Genomic DNA, 19,916 nt, shown 5'->3' on the forward strand with positions numbered 1-19,916 from the left:
ACCGCGCGGGCCGTTTTCTGGAGGATTCCATGAGCGACCACGCCCCCGATCTCATCGCCACCGCCGGTCTGGCCCCGGAGCGCGTGGCCACGCTGGTCGGAGAGGCGGTCGACGGCGCCGACGACGGCGAGCTGTTCCTCGAGTACCGCCAGTCGGAAGGCCTCGTCTTCGACAACGGGCGCCTCAAGTCGGCGACCTTCGACACCGCCCAGGGCTTCGGCCTGCGCGCGGTTGCCGGCGAGGCGGTGGGATACGCCCATTCCGGCGAGATTTCCGAAGCCGCGCTGAAGCGCGCCTCCGACGCGGTGCAGCAGGCCAAGCACGGTCATTCCGGCACCGGCTACGCCGCGCCGCCGGCCGGCACCAACCTCCGGCTCTACGGTCCGGAGAACCCGCTCGGAGCGCCCTCCTTCGAGGAGAAGGTCAAGCTTCTGGAGCGCATCGACGCCGCCGCCCGCGCCCGCGACCCACGCGTGCGCCAGGTGTCGGTGTCGCTGGCCGGCTCGTGGCAGGTGGTGGAGATCCTGCGCGCCGACGGCTACCGGGTGCGCGACATCCGGCCGCTGGTGCGGCTCAACGTGTCGGTGATCGCCGGAGACGGCGACCGGCAGGAGAGCGGCTCCTACGGCATTGGCGGGCGCGAGGGCTTCGAGCGCTTCATCACCGAGGAGCAGTGGGGCTTCGCCGTCGACGAGGCGCTGCGCCAGGCGCTGGTGAACCTGGAGGCGGTTCCGGCCCCGGCCGGCACCTTCGACGTGGTGCTCGGCGCCGGCTGGCCCGGCATCCTGCTGCACGAGGCGGTGGGGCACGGCCTGGAGGGCGACTTCAACCGGCGCAAGAGCTCCGCCTTCTCCGACCTGATGGGCGAGAAGGTCGCGTCCGAGGGCGTCACCATCGTCGACGACGGAACGCTCTCCGCCCGGCGCGGCTCGCTCACCGTCGACGACGAGGGCACGCCCAGCCACGAGACCACGCTGATCGAGGACGGCCGGCTGGTCGGCTACATGCAGGACCGGCAGAATGCCCGGCTGATGGGCATGGTGGCCACCGGCAACGGACGGCGCGAATCCTATGCGCACGTGCCGATGCCGCGGATGACCAACACCTACATGCGCGGTGGCGACCACGACCCGGGCGAGATCCTCGGCTCGCTGAAGGACGGGCTTTACATGGTCTCGTTCGGCGGCGGACAGGTGGACATCACCTCCGGCAAGTTCGTGTTCTCCTCCACCGAGGCCTACCGGGTGCGCGACGGCAAGATCGGCGAGCCGGTGAAGGGTGCCATGCTGATCGGCAACGGCGCCGACGCGCTCACCCGCATCCGCATGGTCGGTTCCGACATGAAGCTCGATCCGGGCATCGGCACCTGCGGCAAGCAGGGCCAGGGCGTGCCGGTGGGCGTCGGCCAGCCGACCATCCGTATCGACGGCTTGACCGTCGGCGGCACCCAGGCCTAAAGCCCGGCCAGATGTCCGGTCCCGGCTACGGGACCGTCCCCCTCAACGGAGCCTTCCATGATCGAACTGACCCCTTTCCATATCGCCTTCCCGGTGCACGACCTGGAGGCGGCCCGCGCCTTCTATACCGGCCCGCTCGGCTGCGGCACCGGACGCGAGGACACCACCTGGATCGATTTCGACCTGTTCGGCCACCAGATCGTGGCGCACCTCGACCCCGGCATGAACGCCAAGCCGCACGTCAACCCGGTGGACGGCGACCACGTGCCGGTGCCGCATTTCGGCGTGGTGCTGCACATGGACGCCTGGGAGGCGCTGCGCGACCGGCTCAAGACGGCGGACGGCATCGACTGGGTGATCGAGCCGCGCGTGCGCTTCAAGGGTGAGCCGGGCGAGCAGGCGACCATGTTCCTGCGCGATCCCTCCGGCAACGCGCTGGAATTCAAGGCCTTCGCCGATCTCGGCCACCTCTTCGCGACGAGCTGACGGCCGGTTCTGGACAGCCTGACCTATTTGCCCTGACACTGACGCCCACGGTCCGGCGCAAGCCGGCCGGCCAGACCACCGAACGAGGCAGCCATGAACCGCCACACCCCCGGACAGCCCGACGGCGAGGCGCGCGTGCGCTACCTGGACGGCGACTTCCAGGTCATCGCGCCGGGCAGCTTCGTGCGCTGCGCCGTGACCGGCCGAGCGATCCCGCTCGACGAGCTGCGCTACTGGAACGTCGACCTGCAGGAGGCGTACGCGGATCCCGCAACCGCTCTCGCCCGGCACCAGGAGATGGTAGCGAAGGGTTAGGCTCAGGCCGCTCCACAGACGCGGGCAAGACGGGCCCGCATGGCCGTCTCGTCATCGAAGACGAGCCGTACGGCGATCGGACGGGCCCTGGCCGCCAACCGGCCGCGCGCGCCGTCGAGACCGGCGAGCCGGGCACAATCCTTTTCCGTCGTCACCAGATCCAGACCGTCGCGATCGGCCTCCGACAACAACCGCTCCGCGTCCGCCTCGCTGTAGGGATGGTGGTCGGGAAAGGCGGTGAGCCGAACCACCTCGGCCCCCGCCTCACGTAGCGTTGCCGCGACCTTGTCCGGCCGGCCGATGCCGGCAAAAAGATGCACCCGGGCGCCGTCGAAATCCTGCTCTGCGGCGGGCTCCAGCCGAGCCCGAACCACCGGCAGGCCGCGCGCGGCCGCCAGGTCCACCAGAGTTTCGCCCCGCGCACCCTCCCCCACCAGGATCAGCGCATCGGCCCGGTCGAGCTGCGGGCCAAGCGCGGCGCGCAGCGGGCCGGCCGGCGTGATCCGGCCGTTGCCCACGCCCACGCCGGCATCCACCACGAGGGCGGAAAAATCCTTGTGAAGGCTCGGATTCTGGAAGCCGTCGTCCATGACAATGACGTCGGCACCCGAACGCTCGGCCAGTTGCCCACCGGCCAGCCGGTCGCGGGAGACCACCGTCGGTGCGTGGCGGGCAAGAAGCAGCGCCTCGTCGCCAACATCCACCGCCGTGTGGGTGGCCGGATCGACCACCACCGGGCCGGCCATCCGGCCGCCATAGCCGCGCAGCAGGAAGGCGGGACGGCGACCCGCGTCGCGCAGCATGCCGGCGACGGCGATGGCCGTCGGCGTCTTGCCGGACCCGCCGACGGTGGGGTTGCCGATGCAGACGACGGGGATGGAGAGCCGGCCTGCCGGCGGCTGCCGCAACCGGCGGCCGGCCACGAAGCCGACGAGCGCTCCGAACGGCGCGAGCACGACACCCGCCGGTCCCCCCTCCCACCAGAAGCGGGGGGCGGAGCGTCTCACGAGGCCGCTCCCGGGCCGCCCGCCGCCGGCAGGTGATCCTTCAGCGCCAGCATCGTCCGCTCGACGGCGCCGCCATGGGCCAGCGCCACCTGGCTGGCCGCCTCGGCGATGGCCGCGGTTTCCTCCGGGTCGGCCAGCAGGCGGTCGACAGTGGCGACCAGCGTCTCGACATCGGCGACGGAAACCGCCCCGCCGGCGTTCAGGAAGGTCCGGTAGACAGCGGAGAAATTGTCGGTGTGCGGACCGACCAGCACCCCGCATCCCAGGCGGCCGGGCTCGATCGGGTTCTGCCCGCCCTTCTCCACCAGCGAACCGCCCATGAACACCACGGCGGCAAGGCGGAAGAACAGGCCGAGTTCGCCGATCGTGTCGGCGATGTAGATGCCGCCGTCGGACGGAACCGGCTCGCCGGAGGACCGCAGCGCCACGGTGTGGCCGGCCTCGGCAAGCCTGGCGCGGATCTCCGGACCGCGCTGCGGGTGACGCGGCACCAGCAGGGTCACGAGGCCCGCCCAGCGCTCCTCCAGCCGCGCATGGGCCTCGGCGACCAGGTCCTCCTCGCCCGGATGCGTCGAGGCGGCCAGCCAGCGCGGGCCTTCGCCCAGCGCCGCCCGCAGGCTGTCCAGCGCATCCGGTTCGGCCGACAGCGCAGCGCCGTCATATTTCATGTTGCCGACGTCGCGCACCTTCGCCACACCGAGCGCCCGGAAGCGGTCGGCATCGTCGGCGGACTGGGCGAGCACCTCGGTGATGCGCCCGAAGATGGCGCGGTGGACCAGCGGGACGCGTGACCAGCCCCGCGCCGAGCGCTTCGACATGCGCCCGTTGACGACGATGGCTGGAATTGCCTTGCGGGAGAGTTCGTCGAGCGCGACGGGCCAGAGTTCCGATTCCACGAAGAGTGCCAGGCTCGGGCGCCAGTGGCGCAGGAAGCGGTGCAGGTACGTGACGACATCCAGCGCCGCGAACTGGTGCAGCGCCCCAGGCGGCAGCTTCTCCGCCGCGACCCGCGAGGCGGTGACGGTGGTGGTGGTCAGCAGAACCGGAAGGCCGAGCCCGACAAGGCGCTCGATCAGCGGCAACACGGCGTTGGTCTCGCCGACGCTGGCGCAGTGGATCCAGACGAGGGCGCCCTCCGGCCTGGGCAGCGACGGCCGGCCGCGGCGCTCGGCGAGGCGGGCGGGATCCTCCTTGCCGCGGCGCACGCGCACCAGAAGCAGGCCATAGAGCACGGGCCGCGCGGCGCGGCTCAGGCCGCGCCAGAAGCTGTAGAGGATCGCGTCAGCCCGCATGCCCGTCCACGATCGCGTAGGCGCGCTCCGTCACGGCGTTCAACCCGTCCTCGATGCGCTTGCGGGCCGCCTCCAGGTCCTCGTCGGAGAGATGCCGGTCGACATAAATCGGCTCACCGCTGACCGCGGCGGAGCGGCCGAACGGCAGGTTCACCGTGGCCTTGTCCCAGGAATTGAGATTGAAGCGGCGGCTGGTGGCGAAAGCGACCGGAATTACCGGGCGACCCGAGCGGCTGGCGAGCTGGACGATGCCCTCGCCGGCAACGCGCGCCGGGCCTTTCGGAATGTCGGCGGTGAGCGCCACGACGGCCCCTTCCTCCAGCGCCGTCATGGCCTGCAGGAAGCCCCGCACGCCATGCCGCTTCCTGATCTGGTGGGCGTTACGGCCCCCGGAGGCGCGGATCAGGCCAAGGCCAAGATGGGCAGCGGCAATCGCGTTGACGTCCCCGTCGGCCGACCGCGAGATCATCACCCGGCAGTCGGTCCACTCCTTTGGGCGGGCGAAGGGCATCATGAAGTGCTGGCCATGCCACATGGCAACGATGGCCGGCAGATGCGGCGCCGCGTCCTCCACCATGGTTTCCGGCTCGAGCCGAAGCTTGTTCGTCCGGTCCACGAAGCTGAGATAGTTGGCCAGGGTCAGGCCGAGCGCGCGCCGGGCCTTTTCCGAGCGCATCAAGCGTTTCCACATCGTCTCAGCAGACCCTGCCGGTTCGGCGCCCGCCAGATGGCGGGCCAATTGGTGTTTGGGCGGCCGTCCGGACCAACGGGTCCTGCACCGGACGGTTCCGGTCGATACCCGGGCCGGACAACAGCCGGCGGAACGGATCGTCCGTCCCGGTCGTCTTCAGCATCGCACGGATCGCGTGCGGCGCGCGCCGCGAAACCGGGTGGGCGCGATCGACGCTCAGTGGTGGTCCGGCTCGTGGCCCTTCTCAGGGTCGAGGAGCCGGTGCATGTGCACGATGAAATAGCGCATCAGGGCGTTGTCGACGGAGGCCTGGGCCTTGCCCCGCCACGCATCGTAGGCTGCCTTGTAGTCCGGATAGATACCGACGATGTCGAGCTTCGACAGGTCCTTGAACTCGACCCGGTCGACATGGGTGAGTTCGCCGCCGAAGACGAGATGGAGAAGCTGCTTCGGCTCGGTGCCTTCGTTCATCCGACAATCCTTCCGCGCTGTGGATCACGATGAAGTGGGAATGAACCGACCCGAACCGGTGGCACGCGATCGATTCCGGTAGCCTCGACTGCCATGCGTTGCCCGGCCGGGATCACGCCTGCGTCCTGGGCCGATCCGCCAGCGTCGCCGCCAGCAACGCAAGCAATGCCTCGTGAAGCGGCTCGCCAGACGCGGCGATCGGCGGATGAACCGGACGCTCCCGATTGTAGAGCAGCGGTTCCCCCGACAGCTGCGACAGACGGCCTCCGGCTTCGTGCACCAAAAGGTCTGCGCCCGCAAGATCCCAATCGCAGGGGCCGCGGGTCGACGCCGCGCCATCGAGCCGTCCGTCGGCGACAAGGGCCAGCCGATAGGCGAGCGAGGGCACGAACGGCACCACGTCGACGCCTGCGGCCTTCGCCGCCTCGTGGCCCATGACCTTGCGCGGACCGGCCAGCCGGGCGCCGCTCAGCACGGCCTGGCGTCCCGCCCGCATGCGCCGGTCGTTGACGAAGGCGCCCTGCCCTTTTCCGGCGACAAACATCTCGTCGTGGCGCGGACAGAAGACGCAGGAAGCGGTGGGGCGGCCATCGGTAACGATCGCCAGGCTAATGGTCCATTCGTCGGCGCCGCGGATGAAGGCACGCGTCCCGTCGATGGGATCGACGACGAACACCGTGCGCCGCTCGCGCCGATCGGATGTGTCGGCAGTTTCCTCCGACAGCCAGCCATAGCCGGGCCGCTCCCGGGACAGGTGTTCGCGCAAATAGCCATCGACGGCGAGGTCGGCTTCCGTCACCGGCGACTCGTCGCCCTTGGTCCAGCGCTTGACGTCGGTGTCGAAGAAGCCGAGCGCGATATCGCCGGCCGCGCGGGCGGCCCGCTCCAGAAGCGCCACGTCGGCGTCCTGTGCGGCAAGAGGGGATCGGGCGTCAGCGTCCGGCAATCGTCATGTCCTCGATGGCGACCGTCGGCGCGTTCACGGCGCGGGTCTCTTCCAGATCGTTCGCCACCATCATGCGCGCGAACATGTCGTCGAGCTTGCCGGCAATGGTGATCTCGCTCACCGGGTAGGCAATCTCGCCGTTCTCGATCCAGAATCCCGCAGCGCCGCGGGAATAGTCACCGGTCACGAGATTGACGCCTTGGCCGATGAGTTCGGTCACCAGCAACCCCTGGCCGATGTCGCGCAGGAGCTCGTCACGCGTCCGGGTCCCGGCATGCAGCGTGACATTGGTGGCGCCCGGTCCCGGACCTCCGACACCGCGCCGGGCGCGGCCGTTGGTCTCGGTGCCCAGCTCACGCGCGGTGGCGGAGTCCAGAAGCCAGCGCCGCAGCACGCCGTCCTCGATGATGTCGAACGCCTCGCCGGGGACGCCCTCGCCGTCGAACGGGCGCGAGGAGGGGCCGCGCCGGCGAAACGGGTTGTCGGAGATGCGGATGCCGTCGGCGAAGATCTTCTGACCCATCCTTTCGCGCAGGAAGCTGGTCTTGCGGGCGATGGACGCGCCATTCACCGCGCCGAGAAGATGGCCGACAAGGCTGGTGGCGATGCGCGGCTCGAAGATGACCGCGGCCTTGCGGGTGGTCAATTTCTCAGGCTCGAGCCGGCGGACGGCGCGCTCGCCGGCGCGCTCGCCGATGGTGGCCTCCGACGGCATGTCGGACAGGTGCACCCGGCCTTCCGCCCAGTAGTCGCGCTCCATATGCGAGCCGCCGCCGGCAATGGCGGAAGCCGAGCGACCGTGGCGGGTGACGCGGTAGCCGTCGGAGAAGCCGGTCGAGGTCACCAGCACGATGCCGCCCGCCGAAGCACTGGCCGAGGCACCGCCCGAGCGGGTGACGCCGGCGACCTTCATCATCGCGTCCTCCAGCCGGTGGGCGGAGCGCGTCAGCGGCTCGGCGTCCGGGAGGCCGTCATCTTCCAGGTCGAGATCGGCGGTGCTGCGGCCGAGCCGGGCGGGATCGGCGAGGCCAGCATAGGGATCCTCCGGCGCGACGCGGGCCATGGCCACGGCGCGCTCGGCCAACGTCGCGGGATCCTCGGTGAGGTTTGCGGAGACGATCGCCGAGCGCCGGCCGACGAAGACCCGCAGGCCGAGATCGGCCGATTCGGCGCGCTCGGTCTCCTCGACCTTGCCCTCGCGCACGGAGACGGAGAGCGCGGTGCCGTGCACGACGACCGCGTCGGCCTCGTCGGCACCGGCCGAACGCGCCGCGCCCACCAGCCGGTCGGCAACCTCGGTCAGCGCGGAAAGGTCGGTCGCATCGGTCATGAAAATCCTGCGGGTGAAGGACGGGGCGGGTGACGGAACTCGGCGGCGCGGCAAATCCGCGGAGAAAGCGGAGCGGCGCCATGTCTGTGCGTCATGTACGGAGCGGGCAGCCCGCGCGCAAGCCGCACGCCCCGGCGGAAGCGGCCGGCGGGATTTGGTTTAGGAAAGGTCACCGCGATACCGGGCATTGTGATGCGCCGTTTAATGGGGCCGAAAAGTGGCCCCGCTATAGTCCTCTCCATCGGACGCGGACCGGCCACCCAAGACGCCGGCCGCCTCAGTAGGAGATGCGTTATGATCCAGGCCCTTCACGAGACGCAGGCGGGTGCGCTCGATGCAGCGGTCGAACACCACGCCGGCGCCTGCAAGGTGCCGGCCAAGTTCACCGTCACAGTCGACGACGCAACGCTGAACGTGCACCTCGACAGAGACCGCGCTCTGATCCGGCGGGTTGGACCGGAGGGGACCGACACGGCCGTGGTGCCGATGGCGGCCTACCGCGGCGTGGCGGTGAGCGCCCACCACGACGCTGCGGCGGGGCCGACCTTCCGGCTGACGCTGTGCCATCCGGACCCGAGCCTGTCGGTTCCGCTGGCGAGCGGCACCTGCACCACCGAGATCGGTGCCGCCTGGCGCGCCTGGGGCCAGGCCCTGGAGCGTCCGCTGCTGGTGCTCGACCAGACCGGCGGCGTGTCGGCCCGTCTCGACCAGCTCGGCGCCGTGTTCGCGGAAAAGCCGTCGCCCCGCCGCAAGGGCTCGGCCCTGGTCGGCCGGCGCTCCCGCTTCGCCCGCCGGCGGACGGCCGGAACGCCGGGCGCCCCGCGGGTCTACCGGGAAGAGCGCGAGATCATCGCGCGGAATTAGTCTTTAACCCCTCACGCCGAGTTCGCTAGCGCTCACCGGCTCCGGGTGGGCGCCCTGACCGGGCGGCGCGCAGTCGCGCGCTGGTGGGTGCTGTCCGGAAAAGCGGAGGTCGTTTCGTTCCAGAAACCAGCACCGGCCCTGCGGTATCACGCCAACCAGCGGGCGACCGCCCGCCGGCCGGAGGCTGCGCCCGCGCAGCGGCGAACGAAGTGAGCTCGCGTGAGCGGATAAGAAAACAAGCCACAGCTCGCAGCCTCTCCCTCACCTCTCACACGAACCCGCCGTTCCTGACCAGCGCGTCGGCCACCAGCCCGGCGAAGAAGAACCAGCCGGCGTGCCAGTTGGAACGGAAGAGCCTGAGGCAGACCATCGGCTCGGCGATGTCGAGCACCTTCACCTGCCAGGCGAGATGCGCCGCGAAGCCGGCGAGGCCGACATAGGCCAGCGGCCCGACCCCGGCCAGCCAGCAGGCGAGCGCCAGGACCGCCACCGTCAGCGTCCCGAAGGCCGACAGGATCGGCTTGGTGCGCGGCCCGAACAGGAGGGCGGTGGACTTGATGCCGACCAGCACGTCGTCCTCCTTGTCCTGGTGGGCGTAGATGGTGTCGTAGAAGATTGTCCAGGCAATCGAGGCGGTGTAGATCAGCACCGCCGGCCAGCCGAGCGATCCGAACACCGACGTCCAGCCCAGGAACGCGCCCCAGGAGAAGGCGAGGCCGAGGACGAACTGCGGCCAGTAGGTGATGCGCTTCATGAACGGGTAGATCGCCACCACGCCGAGCGAAGCGAAACCCATCAGGACGGTGAAGCGGTTGAACTGCAGGAGCACCGCCAGCCCGATCAGCGCCAGGATCACCAGGAAGACGGCCGCCTGCTTGCGGCTGACCTGGCCGGACGGGATCGGCCGATTGCGGGTGCGGTAGACCTGGGCGTCGAGATCCTTGTCGACGATGTCGTTGAAGACGCAGCCGGCGCCGCGCATGGAGACCGCGCCGATCAGGAACAGGAGCCAGTGCCATGGGTTCGGCCAGGGCTCGCCCGCCGCGTTGCTGGCCAGCGCCAGCGACCACCAGCACGGCCACAAGAGCAGCTGCCAGCCCACCGGGCGCTCCAGCCGCGCCATGCGGGCATAGGGCAGGAACCAGGCCGGCGACCACCGCTCCACCCAGTGGCCCCGGACGGTATCGGGAAGGGAAGCGCTGCGGGTCATGACGGGCTCCGGCGGATTGCGGGGTGCATCGTGCCGACATCGCGCAGCCCCGCGCCCGGGTCAAGCGGCTCGACCGGTCGCGGGCGCGATGCTAAAGGCGGCACGATCCATTCTGCGGCTGAGGCATCCACGCATCCATGAACATCCTCCTGATCGGCGGCGGTGGCCGCGAGCATGCGCTGGCCTGGGCGCTCCTGAAGTCGCCGCTCACCGAGCGGCTGGTGGTGGCGCCGGGCAACGCCGGCATCGCGGCGATCGCGGAAACCACGGCGCTTAACGCCGACGACCATGCCGCCGTGATCGGCTTCTGCGAGGCCAATGCCATCGATCTCGTCGTGGTCGGGCCGGAAGCGCCGCTGGTCGGCGGACTGGTCGATGCGCTGGAGGCCGCCGGCATCGCCGCGTTCGGGCCGTCCAGGGCGGCGAGCGCACTGGAAGGCTCCAAGGGCTTCACCAAGGAGCTGTGCTCGGAGGCCTCGATCCCCACCGCCGCCTATCGCCGTGCCGCCACCCGCGAGGACGCGCTGGCGGCGCTCGCCGAGATGGGCGCTCCCATCGTGGTGAAGGCCGACGGGCTCGCCGCCGGCAAGGGCGTCGTCGTGGCGGAAACGGTGGAGGACGCCACCGCCGCCATCGAGGCGTGCTTCGCCGGCTCGTTCGGATCCGCCGGCGCGGAGGTGGTGCTGGAGGAGAAGCTCGTCGGCGAGGAGGCGAGCTTCTTCGCCGTGACCGACGGCGAGACGGTGCTGCCGCTCGCCACCGCGCAGGACCACAAGCGCGCCTACGACAACGACGAGGGACCGAACACCGGCGGCATGGGCGCCTATTCGCCGGCGCCGGTGATGACGGAGGCTATGATCGCGCGGACCATGCGCGAGATTGTCGAGCCGACGGTGGCCGCCATGAAGGCGCGGGGCACGCCGGTGAAGGGCGTGCTCTATGCCGGGCTGATGATCACGGACAAGGGCCCGGAGCTGATCGAATACAATGTCCGCTTCGGCGATCCGGAGTGCCAGGCGCTGATGATGCGGCTGGAAAGCGACCTCGCGACCCTGCTGATGGCAGCGGCGCAAGGGCGGCTGGCCGGCGAGACGGTCGCCTGGTCGGACGAACCGGCAATGACCGTGGTGTTCGCGGCGAAGGGCTATCCCGGCCCGGTGGAGAAGGGCAGCGAGATCCGCGGGCTCGAAGGGCTGGACGGGCCGGACACGGTGGTCTTCCACGCCGGAACCGCGAAGGATGGCGAAAAGCTGGTGGCCAAGGGCGGCCGCGTGCTGGGCGTCACCGCGAAGGGCGCGACCATCGCCGAGGCGCGCGACAAGGCCTATGCGGCCGTCGCCAAGGTCGACTGGCCCGGCGGCTTCCACCGCACCGACATCGGGGCGAAGGCGCTGAACCGCTGATTGCTTGCCGCTCACGCCGAGTGCGCTGCTTCGTAATACCTCCGCCATCGCCCGAACTTTTTTTGCGTGCCCCTGTCGATTCTGGTCTGCGCCGTTCGTCGTGAGGGCATCGGGCCGGACGGCGGCCTGCACATCGCAAAGGGAGACGAGACGATGCGCGTGATGGTGATGGTGAAGGCGACGGAGGATTCAGAAGCCGGTGTGATGCCGTCGATGGAGCTTCTGGAGGCCATGGGCAAGTTCAACGAGGAACTGGCCGCAGCCGGCGTGATCCTGACGGGTGACGGGCTGAAGCCCTCATCGCAGGGCAAGCGGATTGCCTTCGACGGTCCGGACCGCACGGTGATCGATGGACCGTTCGCGGAGACGCGCGAGCTGGTCGCGGGCTTCTGGCTCTGGGAGGTGAAGGACCTCGCCGAGGCGGTGGAATGGGCCAAGCGCTGCCCCAACCCGATGCCGGGCCCGAGCGAGCTGGAGATCCGGCCGCTCTACGAGGCTGCCGACTTCGGTCCCGAGATGGAAGAGGCCATGGCGGCGGAGATGGATCGCGTCCACGCCGGGTCCGCGAAGACCTGAAGGCGAGCAGATCCAGCGCCGCTGGCGCTGCGTAGCTCCGGAAACCGACCAGCCGCCGGCGCACTCCGCCGGCGGTTTCGCATCCAGGCCCCGACGGGAGGCTCCAGACGCCATGACCGCTGCCACCAGCAAGCGCTGTCTCCAGATCGTGGTCGCTGTTCTGGCCCTGGTGCCGGTCTCCGCCGGTCTCGCAGGCGTGATCCTCGGCCCGTCGGCATTCGCGGACGCGGCGGAGTGGCCCGTCGATCTCGACAGCCACCTACGGTACCTGTCCGGCATCTTCCTGGCCGTGGGAATTGGTTTCTGGACCACGGTTCCGGCCATCGAGCGCAAGACGGCGCTGTTCCGTCTGGCGGCCACCGCCGTGGTCATCGGCGGGCTTGCCCGGCTCCTGTCGCTGGTCCTCCACGGCGCGCCATCCGCGCCGCATGTTGCGGGGCTCGGCCTGGAGCTCGTGGTGGTACCGCTGCTCGCTGTGTGGCAGGGCCGGGTCGCGCGCGCCGCGTCCTGACGGTCAGGCGAGCACCGGAAGCAGGAAAGCAAGCCCCCCGAGGGCTCCGGCCGTGCCAAGCACCCGGAGCGTCGATGGGCCCCGCTCCTGATCGAGTAGCAGACCCGCCCCCGCCAGACCGGCGGCATGCAGGCCGGCCGTGGTGACGAGGAAGCCGATGGCATAATCGATGCCCGCCGCAGCCGGCATCTCGACGCCGTGGGCGGCGCCATGCGCCCAGCCGAACACAAGGGTGGCCGTCGCGGCGAACGGGACCGCCACCGGCCGCGCCAGCGCCACCGCCACCCCGAGGGCGACCCCGGACGCCGCAATCGCTGCCTCCGTTCCCGGAAGGACCAGGCCGGCCCGTGCGGTGAGGGCACCCGCCGCCATCGCCGCGACGAAGGCCGCCGGAACCGCCGACAGGCCGCGCCCCCCGAGCTGGGCGCTCCAGGCGCCGACCAGCACCATGGCCAGCATGTGGTCGGGCCCGGTGAGCGGATGCAGCCAGCCGCTGCCGGCGAAGCCGTGCGCGACCGCCGGCGCCGGTGCGAGCACGGCGAGGCCGGCGAGAAGCGTGCGGCCGATCATGCCGTCTTCCGCCGGGTGCGCAGGATCTCGGCCAGCGCCAGAATGGCCGGGATCATCGGGACGAGGGCGGAGTACATGCCGGAGAAGTAGGCATAGCCGCCGCCGTGCTCGATCATCACCACGACGGGAAAGATGAGCACGTGCGCCGGCTCGCCGAGGATCATGCCGACGATCAGGAACCAGAGCAGGAAATTGCCCGCCGCCTGGCCCTTCCACAGGCTCCAGGCGGCGAAGAACCAGACGACCGGACCGGCCAGCGCGATGATCAGCAGGAACCGGTCCTCCGGCCACGGGTTGCCGGTGAGCGCGGCGATGGCCTGGTTGAAGCCGGTGAGCGTCTCCTCGCCGACATGGACATAGAAGAAGGCGAGCATCAGCAGGAGCAGCGGCAGCAGGCGCGCCGGATCGGCGGGCCTCAGCGACGTGGTGTGCCACCAGCCGATCAGTCCGCCCATCATGGAGCCGATGATGACCCCGACCACCAGGAGACCCGCCTCAACGTAGAGGGTGGCGGCGTAGACGAGGGCCAGCGCGACGAACAGCACGGCCCAGAGACGGCGCCTGCGGGGATCCGGAAGGGCCGGCTCGGGGCGCGGTCGCGCCTTTCCGGCGCCGAGCCGCTGCAGGAGCAGCGCACCGACGACGACCAGCGCAGCGGCCACGACAAGGCCCGCGGCATCCAGGGCCGACCAGCCCCCGGCACCGGCGAGCGCCACCTGCAGCAGCGCCTCGGCGATGGCCCAGAGAGCGGCCCACCACGCCATCAGCCAGCCGAGCGGATGACGGACGGCCAGCGCGAAGCCGCCCAGTGCTGCCGCCGACACTGGCGCGCAGACGAAGACCAGGAACCAGAGCGCGTCGGTGAGACCCGGACCGACCGAGCCGGTCGCGACCAGCGGGCCAAACCCGGCAACCCAGCCGCCCCCATAGCGCAGGGTCTGCAGAAGCAGAACCAGCGGGACGAGGGCGAGATAGAGCGACAGGAGCCCCTCGGCCTCAGGCACCTCTCCAGCCCATAGCCACGCGAGGGTGGCGATCAGGCAGAGGACGGCGAGGATGAAGCCGACAGGCGCCCCGAAGGCCGCAAGCGCGGCAGCGGTCGCGGTGACGGAGAGGCAGATGGCAAAGAGCAGGGACGCGAAACGGGAGTGCATGGCGAACCCTCCCCCGGATTTCAACGGATGTTGACATACGCCTTTTGCTTGCAGAAGTCAACGCATGTTGACATAGCTCGCCCATGGCGAAGTCTCCCTCCCCGACAAAATCGGCCCTCACCCGCGCCCGCATCCTCGCCGCCGCCAAGGCGCTGTTCGCCGAGCACGGCTACGCCGGCGCCTCCGTGCGCGACATCGCGGCCGCGGCCGCGGCCGACCCGTCGCTGGTCATCCGCTATTTCGGCTCGAAGGAGCAACTGTTCGCCGCCGCAGGCACCATCGATCTTCACCTGCCCGATCTCGATGGGGTCCCCGCCGACGCGATCGGGCACACGCTGGCCCGTCACTTCACCACCCTGTGGAGCGATCCGCGCACCGCGCCCGGGTTGCGCGTCCTGCTGCGCTCCGCCGCCACCCAGCCCGAAGCAAAGGAGCGGATGCGCGCCGTCTTCGCCTCGCAGGTGGTCCCGGCGATCCGGGCGATCGATCCGACCGGCGCGAGCGACTGGAAAACCGCGCTGGTGTCCAGCCAGGTTCTCGGCTTCGCCCTCACCCGCTATGTGCTGGAACTGCCGGTGATCGCATCCATGTCTGAGGAGGCGCTGCAGCGCTATCTTGGCCGGCTGATCCAGGCGGCGCTCGAGCTGGACAGCGACTGAGGCGCCAGGCGCAGCGCGAGAGCGTCCGCGAGAGAAACCGTCCCCCGTCAGCCGTCAGAGTTTGAGCCATGCCGCACTCCGAGACGACGCAGGCCATAGAGACGGTCTTCCGCATGGAGCGCGCGCGCCTTGTCGCCGGGCTCGCCCGCATGCTGCGCGACACGGACCGGGCCGAGGAACTCGCCCAGGACGCGCTCGTCGCAGCGCTCCGGGAGTGGCCGAAGACCGGTGTGCCGGAGCGTCCCGGCGCATGGCTGATGGCGATCGCGAAGCGCCGCGCCATCGACGGCATCCGGCACGAGCGGATGCGAACGGAAAAGCATGCCGAGATCGGCCGCGACTTGGAGGCGACCGAGCAGGACCCGGCGGAGGCGATCGAGGCCGCTCTCGACGACGACATCGGCGACGAGCTGCTGGGCCTGATCTTCACCGCCTGCCATCCGATCCTGTCGCGCTAGGCCCGCGCCGCGCTGACCCTCAAGCTTGTCGGGGGGCTGAGCACCAACGAGATCGCCCGCGCGTTCCTGTCCAGCGAGGCCGCCGTCGCCCAGCGCATCGTCCGCGCCAAGAAGGCAATCAAGGCGGCCGATCTCGCGTTCGAGGTCCCGCACGGAAGCGAGCGCGAAACCCGGCTCGCCTCCGTGCTGGAGGTGGTCTATCTGATCTTCAACGAGGGCTACGCGGCAACGGCCGGAGACGACCTGATCCGGCCCGCCCTGTGTGCAGAGGCACGCCGCCTCGGGCGAATTCTGGTCGGCCTCGCGCCCGACGAGGCGGAGGGTCTGGGCCTGTCGGCGCTGATGGACCTGCAGGCCTCGCGGCTCGATGCCCGAACCGCTCCCGACGGATCGTCGATCCCGCTCCCGGAACAGAACAGGGCCCGATGGGACCGGCTGCTGATTCGGCAAGGGCTGGAGACGCTGACCCGCGCAGACGCGCTCCCCGGCCCGCCGGGTCCTTACCGTCTGCAGGCTGCCATCGCCGCCTGTCACGCGCGGGCAGCCACGGCGGACGCGACAGACTGGCCGGCGATTGCCCGCCATTATGACCGGCTCCTGGACGCCCTCCCCTCTCCCGTCGTCGCGCTGAACCGGGCCGTCGCCCATTCGATGGCCTTCGGACCGGATTCGGGGCTCGGACTGCTTGCCGAAATCGAAACCGCGCCAGCCCTCTCGGCCTATGCGCCACTGCCCGCCGCGCGGGGCGACTTCCTGCGGCGCGCCGGCCGAAACGCGGAGGCGAAGGCCCAGTTCGAGCGCGCCGCCAGCCTGAGCCGCAACGCCCGTGAGCGGGACTTTCTGCTGAGGCGCGCCGCGGAATGCGGGGACTGATCCGACCGGCGCGGCAGAAATGCCACGGCGTGTCGCCCGTCTCGCCCGTGCCCTTGCGCGCTGGCGAGGCCGCCTCCATGCTCGCCGCCATCCGCCCCTAGTGTCGTGTGTCCCCCCAGTCGCGAGAGTGCCCCATGGCCGATCTGCCCGACCTTTTCGCCGGCTTCCGGTCCGAGACGATCGAAGGGGACGGAACGCAGATCTTCTGCCGGATCGGGGGTGAAGGCCCGCCGCTCGTCTGCCTGCACGGCTTCCCGCAGACCCACGCCATGTGGCACCGGATCGCGCCGGCACTGGCCACCCGCTACACGGTGGTCCTGCCCGACCTGCGCGGCTACGGCCAGAGCGGCCTCGCCGGGCCGGGGGCCGACCAAGGCGCCTACTCCAAGCGGGCAATGGCGAAGGACATCGTCGCGGTGATGAACCGGCTCGGCTTCCCGAGCTTTCGCATCGCCGGCCACGACCGGGGCGCGCGGGTCGCCTACCGGCTGGCGTTCGACTTTCCCGAGGCCGTGGAGAAGCTCGCCGTTCTCGACGTGGTGCCGACCAAGGCCATGTGGGACGGCTTCGACGTCAACCGGGCGATGAAGACCTATCACTGGCTGTTCCTGGCCCAGCCCGAACCGCTGCCGGAATTGCTGATTGCGCGAGCACCCGGCCAGTATCTGGACTACACCATCGCCAGTTGGACGAAGAGCGGCAACCTCTCCGCCTTCGACGAGCGGGCGCTCGGCCATTACCGCGCCTTCTACTCCCAGACCGAGCGGATGCACGCCACCTGCGAGGACTACCGGGCCGGCGCGACGTCGGACTGGGACGCCGACAGGGACGATTTCGACGCCGGCCGGAAGATCGCGGCGCCGACCTGCGTGCTGTGGGGCTCCCACGGGATACCCGCCGGCGACGAGACGCCGCTCTCCATCTGGGCCGACTGGGCGGACGAGGTGGACGGCCAGCAGATCGATTCCGGGCATTTCCTGTGCGAAGAGGCCCCCGACGAGACACTCGCGGCGCTGCTTCTCTTCTTCGAGGATCCGGAAGAAGCCGACGCGGACGCCGAGTAAGGAATCCGCTGGGCGGACGGACGCTCAGGCGGCGCGAGCGACCCGCCGGGCCTTCTTCATCCCTCGGTTCGCAGATGAGCCCATTTCTCGGCAGCCGCGTCGTCGGCGTCGCGGGCCTCGACCCAGCTGCCCTCGGACCCGTCGGCAAGATGCTCCTTCTTCCAGAAGGGCGCCCGGGTCTTGAGAAAGTCCATCAGGAAGGAGGCCGCCTCGAAGGCGGCGGCGCGGTGGGCGGAGGCGGCGGCCACCAGCACGATCACCTCGCCCGGCCGGATGGGACCCGACCGGTGCACGACCCTGAGCCCGAGCAGCGGCCAGCGGGCGGCAGCCTGCGCCGCGATCCGGCCGATCTCGGCCTCGGCCATGCCGGGATAGTGTTCCAGCTCCAGCACCGCGAGCCGGCCTGCCTCGTCGCGGCAGAGGCCGGTGAAAGCGACGACCGCTCCCACGTCGGTGCGGCCGGCGGTCAGCGCGTCGGTCTCGGCGGCGACGTCGATGGGGTCGGTGCCGACGCGGACGGACGGCTCGACGGCGGCTGGATCAGCCATCGGGGTCGGGACAGTCCTGGAAGGGGAATTGGCCATCTGCGCTCCAACCGATTGTCCAGTCGCGAATTCGGACGGGAAACCGGTGCTCACCTTACCTGAAATCGCTATCCGCCCGTCATCGGCGGAAACAGCGCCACCTCGCGTGCGCCGGCGATGGGCTGGTCCGGTTGGGCGTGCACCCGGTCGACGGCGATGCGGATGATGTCGGGCTCCTCTAGCGCGAAGGCGTGGCCCGGGCTGCGCTCGCGCAGCCAGGACACGAGATCGCCGGCGGTCTTCACCTCCGCCGGAACCTCGACGTCTTCCTCTTCCAGTCCGACCCGCTCGCGCACCCAGGCGAAATAGACGACACGCATCACTCGGCCTCGTTCAGGACGTGGGGCAATCCACCCTTCAGATAATCATAGCCGGTGTAGACGGTCAGGATGGCGGCAATCCAGAGGATTGCCAGGCCCAGCCATTCCGTCGCCGTGGCGGCGGAGCCGAGCAGCGGCGCCACCATGAGGACGGCGATGGCGACGAGCTGCGCCGTCGTCTTCCACTTGGCGAGCTTGGAGACGTGAATGACCACCGTTCCGCCGAGAAACTCGCGCAGGCCCGACACGAAGATCTCGCGCATCATGATGAACACCGCGGCGAGCACATGGAGGCCGTCGATGGAGCCATCGGCGGACAGCGCGATCAGCAATGCAGCGACGATCAGCTTGTCGGCGATCGGGTCCAGCATGCGGCCCAGCGGCGAAAACTGGTCCAGGGCGCGGGCGAGGTAGCCGTCGAGATAGTCCGTCAGCGCGGCGGCGACATAGAGCACCACCGCCACCCAGCGGGCCGTCGGATCGGGAACGAGCAACAGCACCGCGATGACCGGCACGGCCACGATGCGGAGGTAGGTCAGGAGGTTGGGGACGGTGAAGGCGTCGCTGCGGCTCATGCTCTGACCGGAAAGCAAGGGCGGGGCCAGCCCCTCAAGGCCCGACAGACCACAGGGCGCGGCCGCCGTCAACGCAACGGGCTGGCGGCGGGGACGTTCCCTCGCGAGGCCGTCAGGCGGGATCGCCCGTCCGGTCGTCTCCGGTGACCGACGGCGCCAGGGCCGCCGGTGGCGCCAGTGGCGGAGTGAGGACCACGGCGACGAGCACCGCGGCGCCGGCGGCGAGTTGCGCCAGGCTGAGCGGTTCGCCGAAGGCCAGCCAGCCGATGACGAACATGGTGGGAAGCTCGACACTGCCGGCCATCGCCGTGCGGGCCGCCCCGATGGCGGGCGCCGCGATCACGTAGAGGAGCTGCGGCAGGAGCGCGGTGAGCACAGCGATGCCGGCAATCAGTGCCCAGCCGTCGACCGTCTCGGGAAGAAGCGCGTCGGCCTCGACGCCGGCGAGCATGGGCAGCAGTCCGATGGTGGCGCCGAGGGCGGCGAAGAAGACGCGCTCCAGCGGCGTCAGCGCGGCAAGCTTGCCGGTGAGGATGGCGATGGACGTGCCGAAGGTGACCGGCGCGGCGAACGAGACGAGCAGCGCCCAGACCGCCTCGGCCGGCAGCCGCGAGGGCCCCAGCGCCAGCACCGCCGCGCCGAGGATCAGGGCGGCCGCCGCGAGCGAGCGCACCGCCGGGCGCTGGCCGAGCAGCACCCAGGCGGACAGCAGCGCGAAGACGGGATAGGACATGTAGACGACGCCGGCGCTCGCCACCGGAGCCACCTTGATGGCGGCGACGTAGCCGGTCCAGCCGATCCCCATGGCGAAGCCCGCCCCCAGCGCCCAGAGGACAGGCCGGCCCTTGCCGCGCGCCGCCAGCCCGACGGGCAGCAGGACGAGAGCGACAAAGCCGAAGCGGAACAGCGCGATGACGGGCGACGCGATGCCCGCGTCGGCCAGCGATCGGGCGAAGAAGGCGACGGAGCCGAAGCCGAGCGCGGCCAGCACGATCGCCAGGGTGGCGAGCGTCGTGCGCAGGCGCGGCGCGGCCGTGAGAATCGCGGCGGACGGGGGAGCAACACGGGAACCCATGGTCCCGGCTCTTATCCCGACCGTC

24 protein-coding genes and 1 pseudogene are annotated in these 19,916 nt (G+C 70.4%); 12 read left to right on the forward strand and 13 right to left on the reverse strand.

Annotated features, from left to right (window positions below; translation table 11 throughout):
- Positions 1 to 29: 29 nt before the first annotated feature.
- The 3 genes from tldD (at position 30) to C507_RS0114500 (ending at position 2,258) form a co-directional block, all read left to right on the forward strand.
- Positions 30 to 1,457 (forward strand): metalloprotease TldD, encoded by a 1,428-nt coding sequence (gene tldD / locus C507_RS0114490; RefSeq protein ID WP_018700430.1) that lies wholly within the window; start codon positions 30 to 32, stop codon positions 1,455 to 1,457.
- Positions 1,458 to 1,514: 57 nt separating this feature from the next.
- Positions 1,515 to 1,943 carry a VOC family protein gene (locus C507_RS0114495; protein ID WP_018700431.1) on the forward strand — a complete coding sequence of 143 codons (429 nt, stop codon included), beginning with the start codon at positions 1,515 to 1,517 and terminating at the stop codon, positions 1,941 to 1,943.
- A 93-nt stretch (positions 1,944 to 2,036) separates the two neighbouring features.
- Positions 2,037 to 2,258, forward strand: a complete 222-nt coding sequence (locus C507_RS0114500; RefSeq protein ID WP_018700432.1) for a DUF2093 domain-containing protein — start codon at positions 2,037 to 2,039, stop codon at positions 2,256 to 2,258.
- Between the two features lie 2 nt (positions 2,259 to 2,260).
- On the opposite strand, the gene lpxK is transcribed toward C507_RS0114500, so the two are convergent.
- The 6 genes from lpxK to C507_RS0114530 all read right to left on the reverse strand — a co-directional run bounded on the left by lpxK (position 2,261) and on the right by C507_RS0114530 (position 7,995).
- Positions 2,261 to 3,265 carry a tetraacyldisaccharide 4'-kinase gene (gene lpxK, locus C507_RS0114505; RefSeq protein ID WP_026319111.1) on the reverse strand — a complete coding sequence of 335 codons (1,005 nt, stop codon included), beginning with the start codon at positions 3,263 to 3,265 and terminating at the stop codon, positions 2,261 to 2,263.
- Positions 3,262 to 4,557 (reverse strand): 3-deoxy-D-manno-octulosonic acid transferase, encoded by a 1,296-nt coding sequence (locus C507_RS0114510; protein ID WP_018700434.1) that lies wholly within the window; start codon positions 4,555 to 4,557, stop codon positions 3,262 to 3,264. The genes lpxK and C507_RS0114510 overlap by 4 nt, the downstream gene beginning before the upstream one ends.
- Positions 4,547 to 5,233: a lysophospholipid acyltransferase family protein gene (locus C507_RS0114515; protein ID WP_018700435.1), complete on the reverse strand. Its 687-nt coding sequence runs from the start codon at positions 5,231 to 5,233 to the stop codon at positions 4,547 to 4,549. Before C507_RS0114515 ends, C507_RS0114510 begins: the two co-directional genes overlap by 11 nt.
- 231 nt (positions 5,234 to 5,464) lie before the next feature.
- Complete coding sequence (locus C507_RS0114520; protein WP_018700436.1) at positions 5,465 to 5,719, reverse strand: DUF4170 domain-containing protein; 255 nt, start codon at positions 5,717 to 5,719, stop codon at positions 5,465 to 5,467.
- A 112-nt stretch (positions 5,720 to 5,831) separates the two neighbouring features.
- Complete coding sequence (locus C507_RS0114525; RefSeq protein ID WP_051089782.1) at positions 5,832 to 6,665, reverse strand: 3'(2'),5'-bisphosphate nucleotidase CysQ; 834 nt, start codon at positions 6,663 to 6,665, stop codon at positions 5,832 to 5,834.
- The gene (locus C507_RS0114530) at positions 6,652 to 7,995 is read right to left on the reverse strand and encodes a TldD/PmbA family protein (protein WP_018700438.1); all 1,344 of its coding nucleotides are present in this window, start codon (positions 7,993 to 7,995) and stop codon (positions 6,652 to 6,654) included. The genes C507_RS0114525 and C507_RS0114530 overlap by 14 nt, the downstream gene beginning before the upstream one ends.
- Positions 7,996 to 8,289: 294 nt before the next feature.
- On the opposite strand from C507_RS0114530, the gene C507_RS21470 reads away from it, so the two are divergent.
- Entirely contained in the window at positions 8,290 to 8,859 is a 570-nt protein-coding gene (locus C507_RS21470; RefSeq protein WP_018700439.1) for a DUF6101 family protein, read from the forward strand.
- Between the two features lie 268 nt (positions 8,860 to 9,127).
- Here the strand turns inward: C507_RS21470 and ubiA are convergent, their stop codons facing one another.
- A complete protein-coding gene (gene ubiA, locus C507_RS0114540) occupies positions 9,128 to 10,069 on the reverse strand; it encodes a 4-hydroxybenzoate octaprenyltransferase (protein ID WP_018700440.1) in 942 nt (313 codons plus the stop codon).
- Between the two features lie 137 nt (positions 10,070 to 10,206).
- Between ubiA and purD the strand changes: the two genes are divergently transcribed.
- The 3 genes from purD (at position 10,207) to C507_RS0114555 (ending at position 12,559) form a co-directional block, all read left to right on the forward strand.
- Entirely contained in the window at positions 10,207 to 11,472 is a 1,266-nt protein-coding gene (purD, locus tag C507_RS0114545; RefSeq protein WP_018700441.1) for a phosphoribosylamine--glycine ligase, read from the forward strand.
- Positions 11,473 to 11,625: 153 nt separating this feature from the next.
- Positions 11,626 to 12,048 carry a YciI family protein gene (locus C507_RS0114550; RefSeq protein WP_026319113.1) on the forward strand — a complete coding sequence of 141 codons (423 nt, stop codon included), beginning with the start codon at positions 11,626 to 11,628 and terminating at the stop codon, positions 12,046 to 12,048.
- A gap of 112 nt (positions 12,049 to 12,160) precedes the next feature.
- Positions 12,161 to 12,559, forward strand: coding sequence for a DUF4345 domain-containing protein (locus C507_RS0114555; RefSeq protein ID WP_018700443.1), 399 nt, complete (start codon positions 12,161 to 12,163; stop codon positions 12,557 to 12,559).
- Between the two features lie 3 nt (positions 12,560 to 12,562).
- On the opposite strand, the gene C507_RS0114560 is transcribed toward C507_RS0114555, so the two are convergent.
- Complete coding sequence (locus C507_RS0114560; RefSeq protein ID WP_018700444.1) at positions 12,563 to 13,129, reverse strand: HupE/UreJ family protein; 567 nt, start codon at positions 13,127 to 13,129, stop codon at positions 12,563 to 12,565.
- Positions 13,126 to 14,283 (reverse strand): hypothetical protein, encoded by a 1,158-nt coding sequence (locus C507_RS0114565; protein ID WP_018700445.1) that lies wholly within the window; start codon positions 14,281 to 14,283, stop codon positions 13,126 to 13,128. Before C507_RS0114565 ends, C507_RS0114560 begins: the two co-directional genes overlap by 4 nt.
- An 83-nt stretch (positions 14,284 to 14,366) precedes the next feature.
- Here C507_RS0114565 and C507_RS0114570 point away from each other — a divergent pair, with 83 nt between their 5' ends.
- From C507_RS0114570 to C507_RS0114580, 5 genes and pseudogenes are all read left to right on the forward strand, one after another.
- Positions 14,367 to 14,942 carry a TetR/AcrR family transcriptional regulator gene (locus tag C507_RS0114570; protein WP_018700446.1) on the forward strand — a complete coding sequence of 192 codons (576 nt, stop codon included), beginning with the start codon at positions 14,367 to 14,369 and terminating at the stop codon, positions 14,940 to 14,942.
- A 68-nt stretch (positions 14,943 to 15,010) separates the two neighbouring features.
- Entirely contained in the window at positions 15,011 to 15,400 is a 390-nt protein-coding gene (locus C507_RS23620) for a sigma factor (RefSeq protein ID WP_018700447.1), read from the forward strand.
- Between the two features lie 12 nt (positions 15,401 to 15,412).
- Positions 15,413 to 15,508 (forward strand): annotated as a pseudogene (locus C507_RS23625) (hypothetical protein); the annotation flags it as partial.
- Between the two features lie 75 nt (positions 15,509 to 15,583).
- The gene (locus C507_RS23630) at positions 15,584 to 16,273 is read left to right on the forward strand and encodes a DUF6596 domain-containing protein (protein WP_018700449.1); all 690 of its coding nucleotides are present in this window, start codon (positions 15,584 to 15,586) and stop codon (positions 16,271 to 16,273) included.
- Positions 16,274 to 16,407: 134 nt separating this feature from the next.
- Positions 16,408 to 17,337 carry an alpha/beta fold hydrolase gene (locus C507_RS0114580; protein ID WP_018700450.1) on the forward strand — a complete coding sequence of 310 codons (930 nt, stop codon included), beginning with the start codon at positions 16,408 to 16,410 and terminating at the stop codon, positions 17,335 to 17,337.
- A gap of 56 nt (positions 17,338 to 17,393) precedes the next feature.
- Here C507_RS0114580 and C507_RS0114585 read toward each other — a convergent pair whose 3' ends face one another.
- The 4 genes from C507_RS0114585 to C507_RS0114600 form a co-directional block, all read right to left on the reverse strand.
- Positions 17,394 to 17,885 carry a molybdenum cofactor biosynthesis protein MoaE gene (locus C507_RS0114585; protein ID WP_018700451.1) on the reverse strand — a complete coding sequence of 164 codons (492 nt, stop codon included), beginning with the start codon at positions 17,883 to 17,885 and terminating at the stop codon, positions 17,394 to 17,396.
- 104 nt (positions 17,886 to 17,989) lie between these two features.
- Entirely contained in the window at positions 17,990 to 18,241 is a 252-nt protein-coding gene (gene moaD / locus C507_RS0114590) for a molybdopterin converting factor subunit 1 (RefSeq protein ID WP_018700452.1), read from the reverse strand.
- A complete protein-coding gene (gene pgsA, locus C507_RS0114595; protein WP_018700453.1) occupies positions 18,241 to 18,816 on the reverse strand; it encodes a CDP-diacylglycerol--glycerol-3-phosphate 3-phosphatidyltransferase in 576 nt (191 codons plus the stop codon). The genes moaD and pgsA overlap by 1 nt, the downstream gene beginning before the upstream one ends.
- A gap of 112 nt (positions 18,817 to 18,928) precedes the next feature.
- Positions 18,929 to 19,891 carry a DMT family transporter gene (locus tag C507_RS0114600; RefSeq protein WP_018700454.1) on the reverse strand — a complete coding sequence of 321 codons (963 nt, stop codon included), beginning with the start codon at positions 19,889 to 19,891 and terminating at the stop codon, positions 18,929 to 18,931.
- Positions 19,892 to 19,916: the final 25 nt, after the last annotated feature.

Source organism: Amorphus coralli DSM 19760, from assembly GCF_000374525.1.
GTDB classification, from domain to species: domain Bacteria; phylum Pseudomonadota; class Alphaproteobacteria; order Rhizobiales; family Amorphaceae; genus Amorphus; species Amorphus coralli.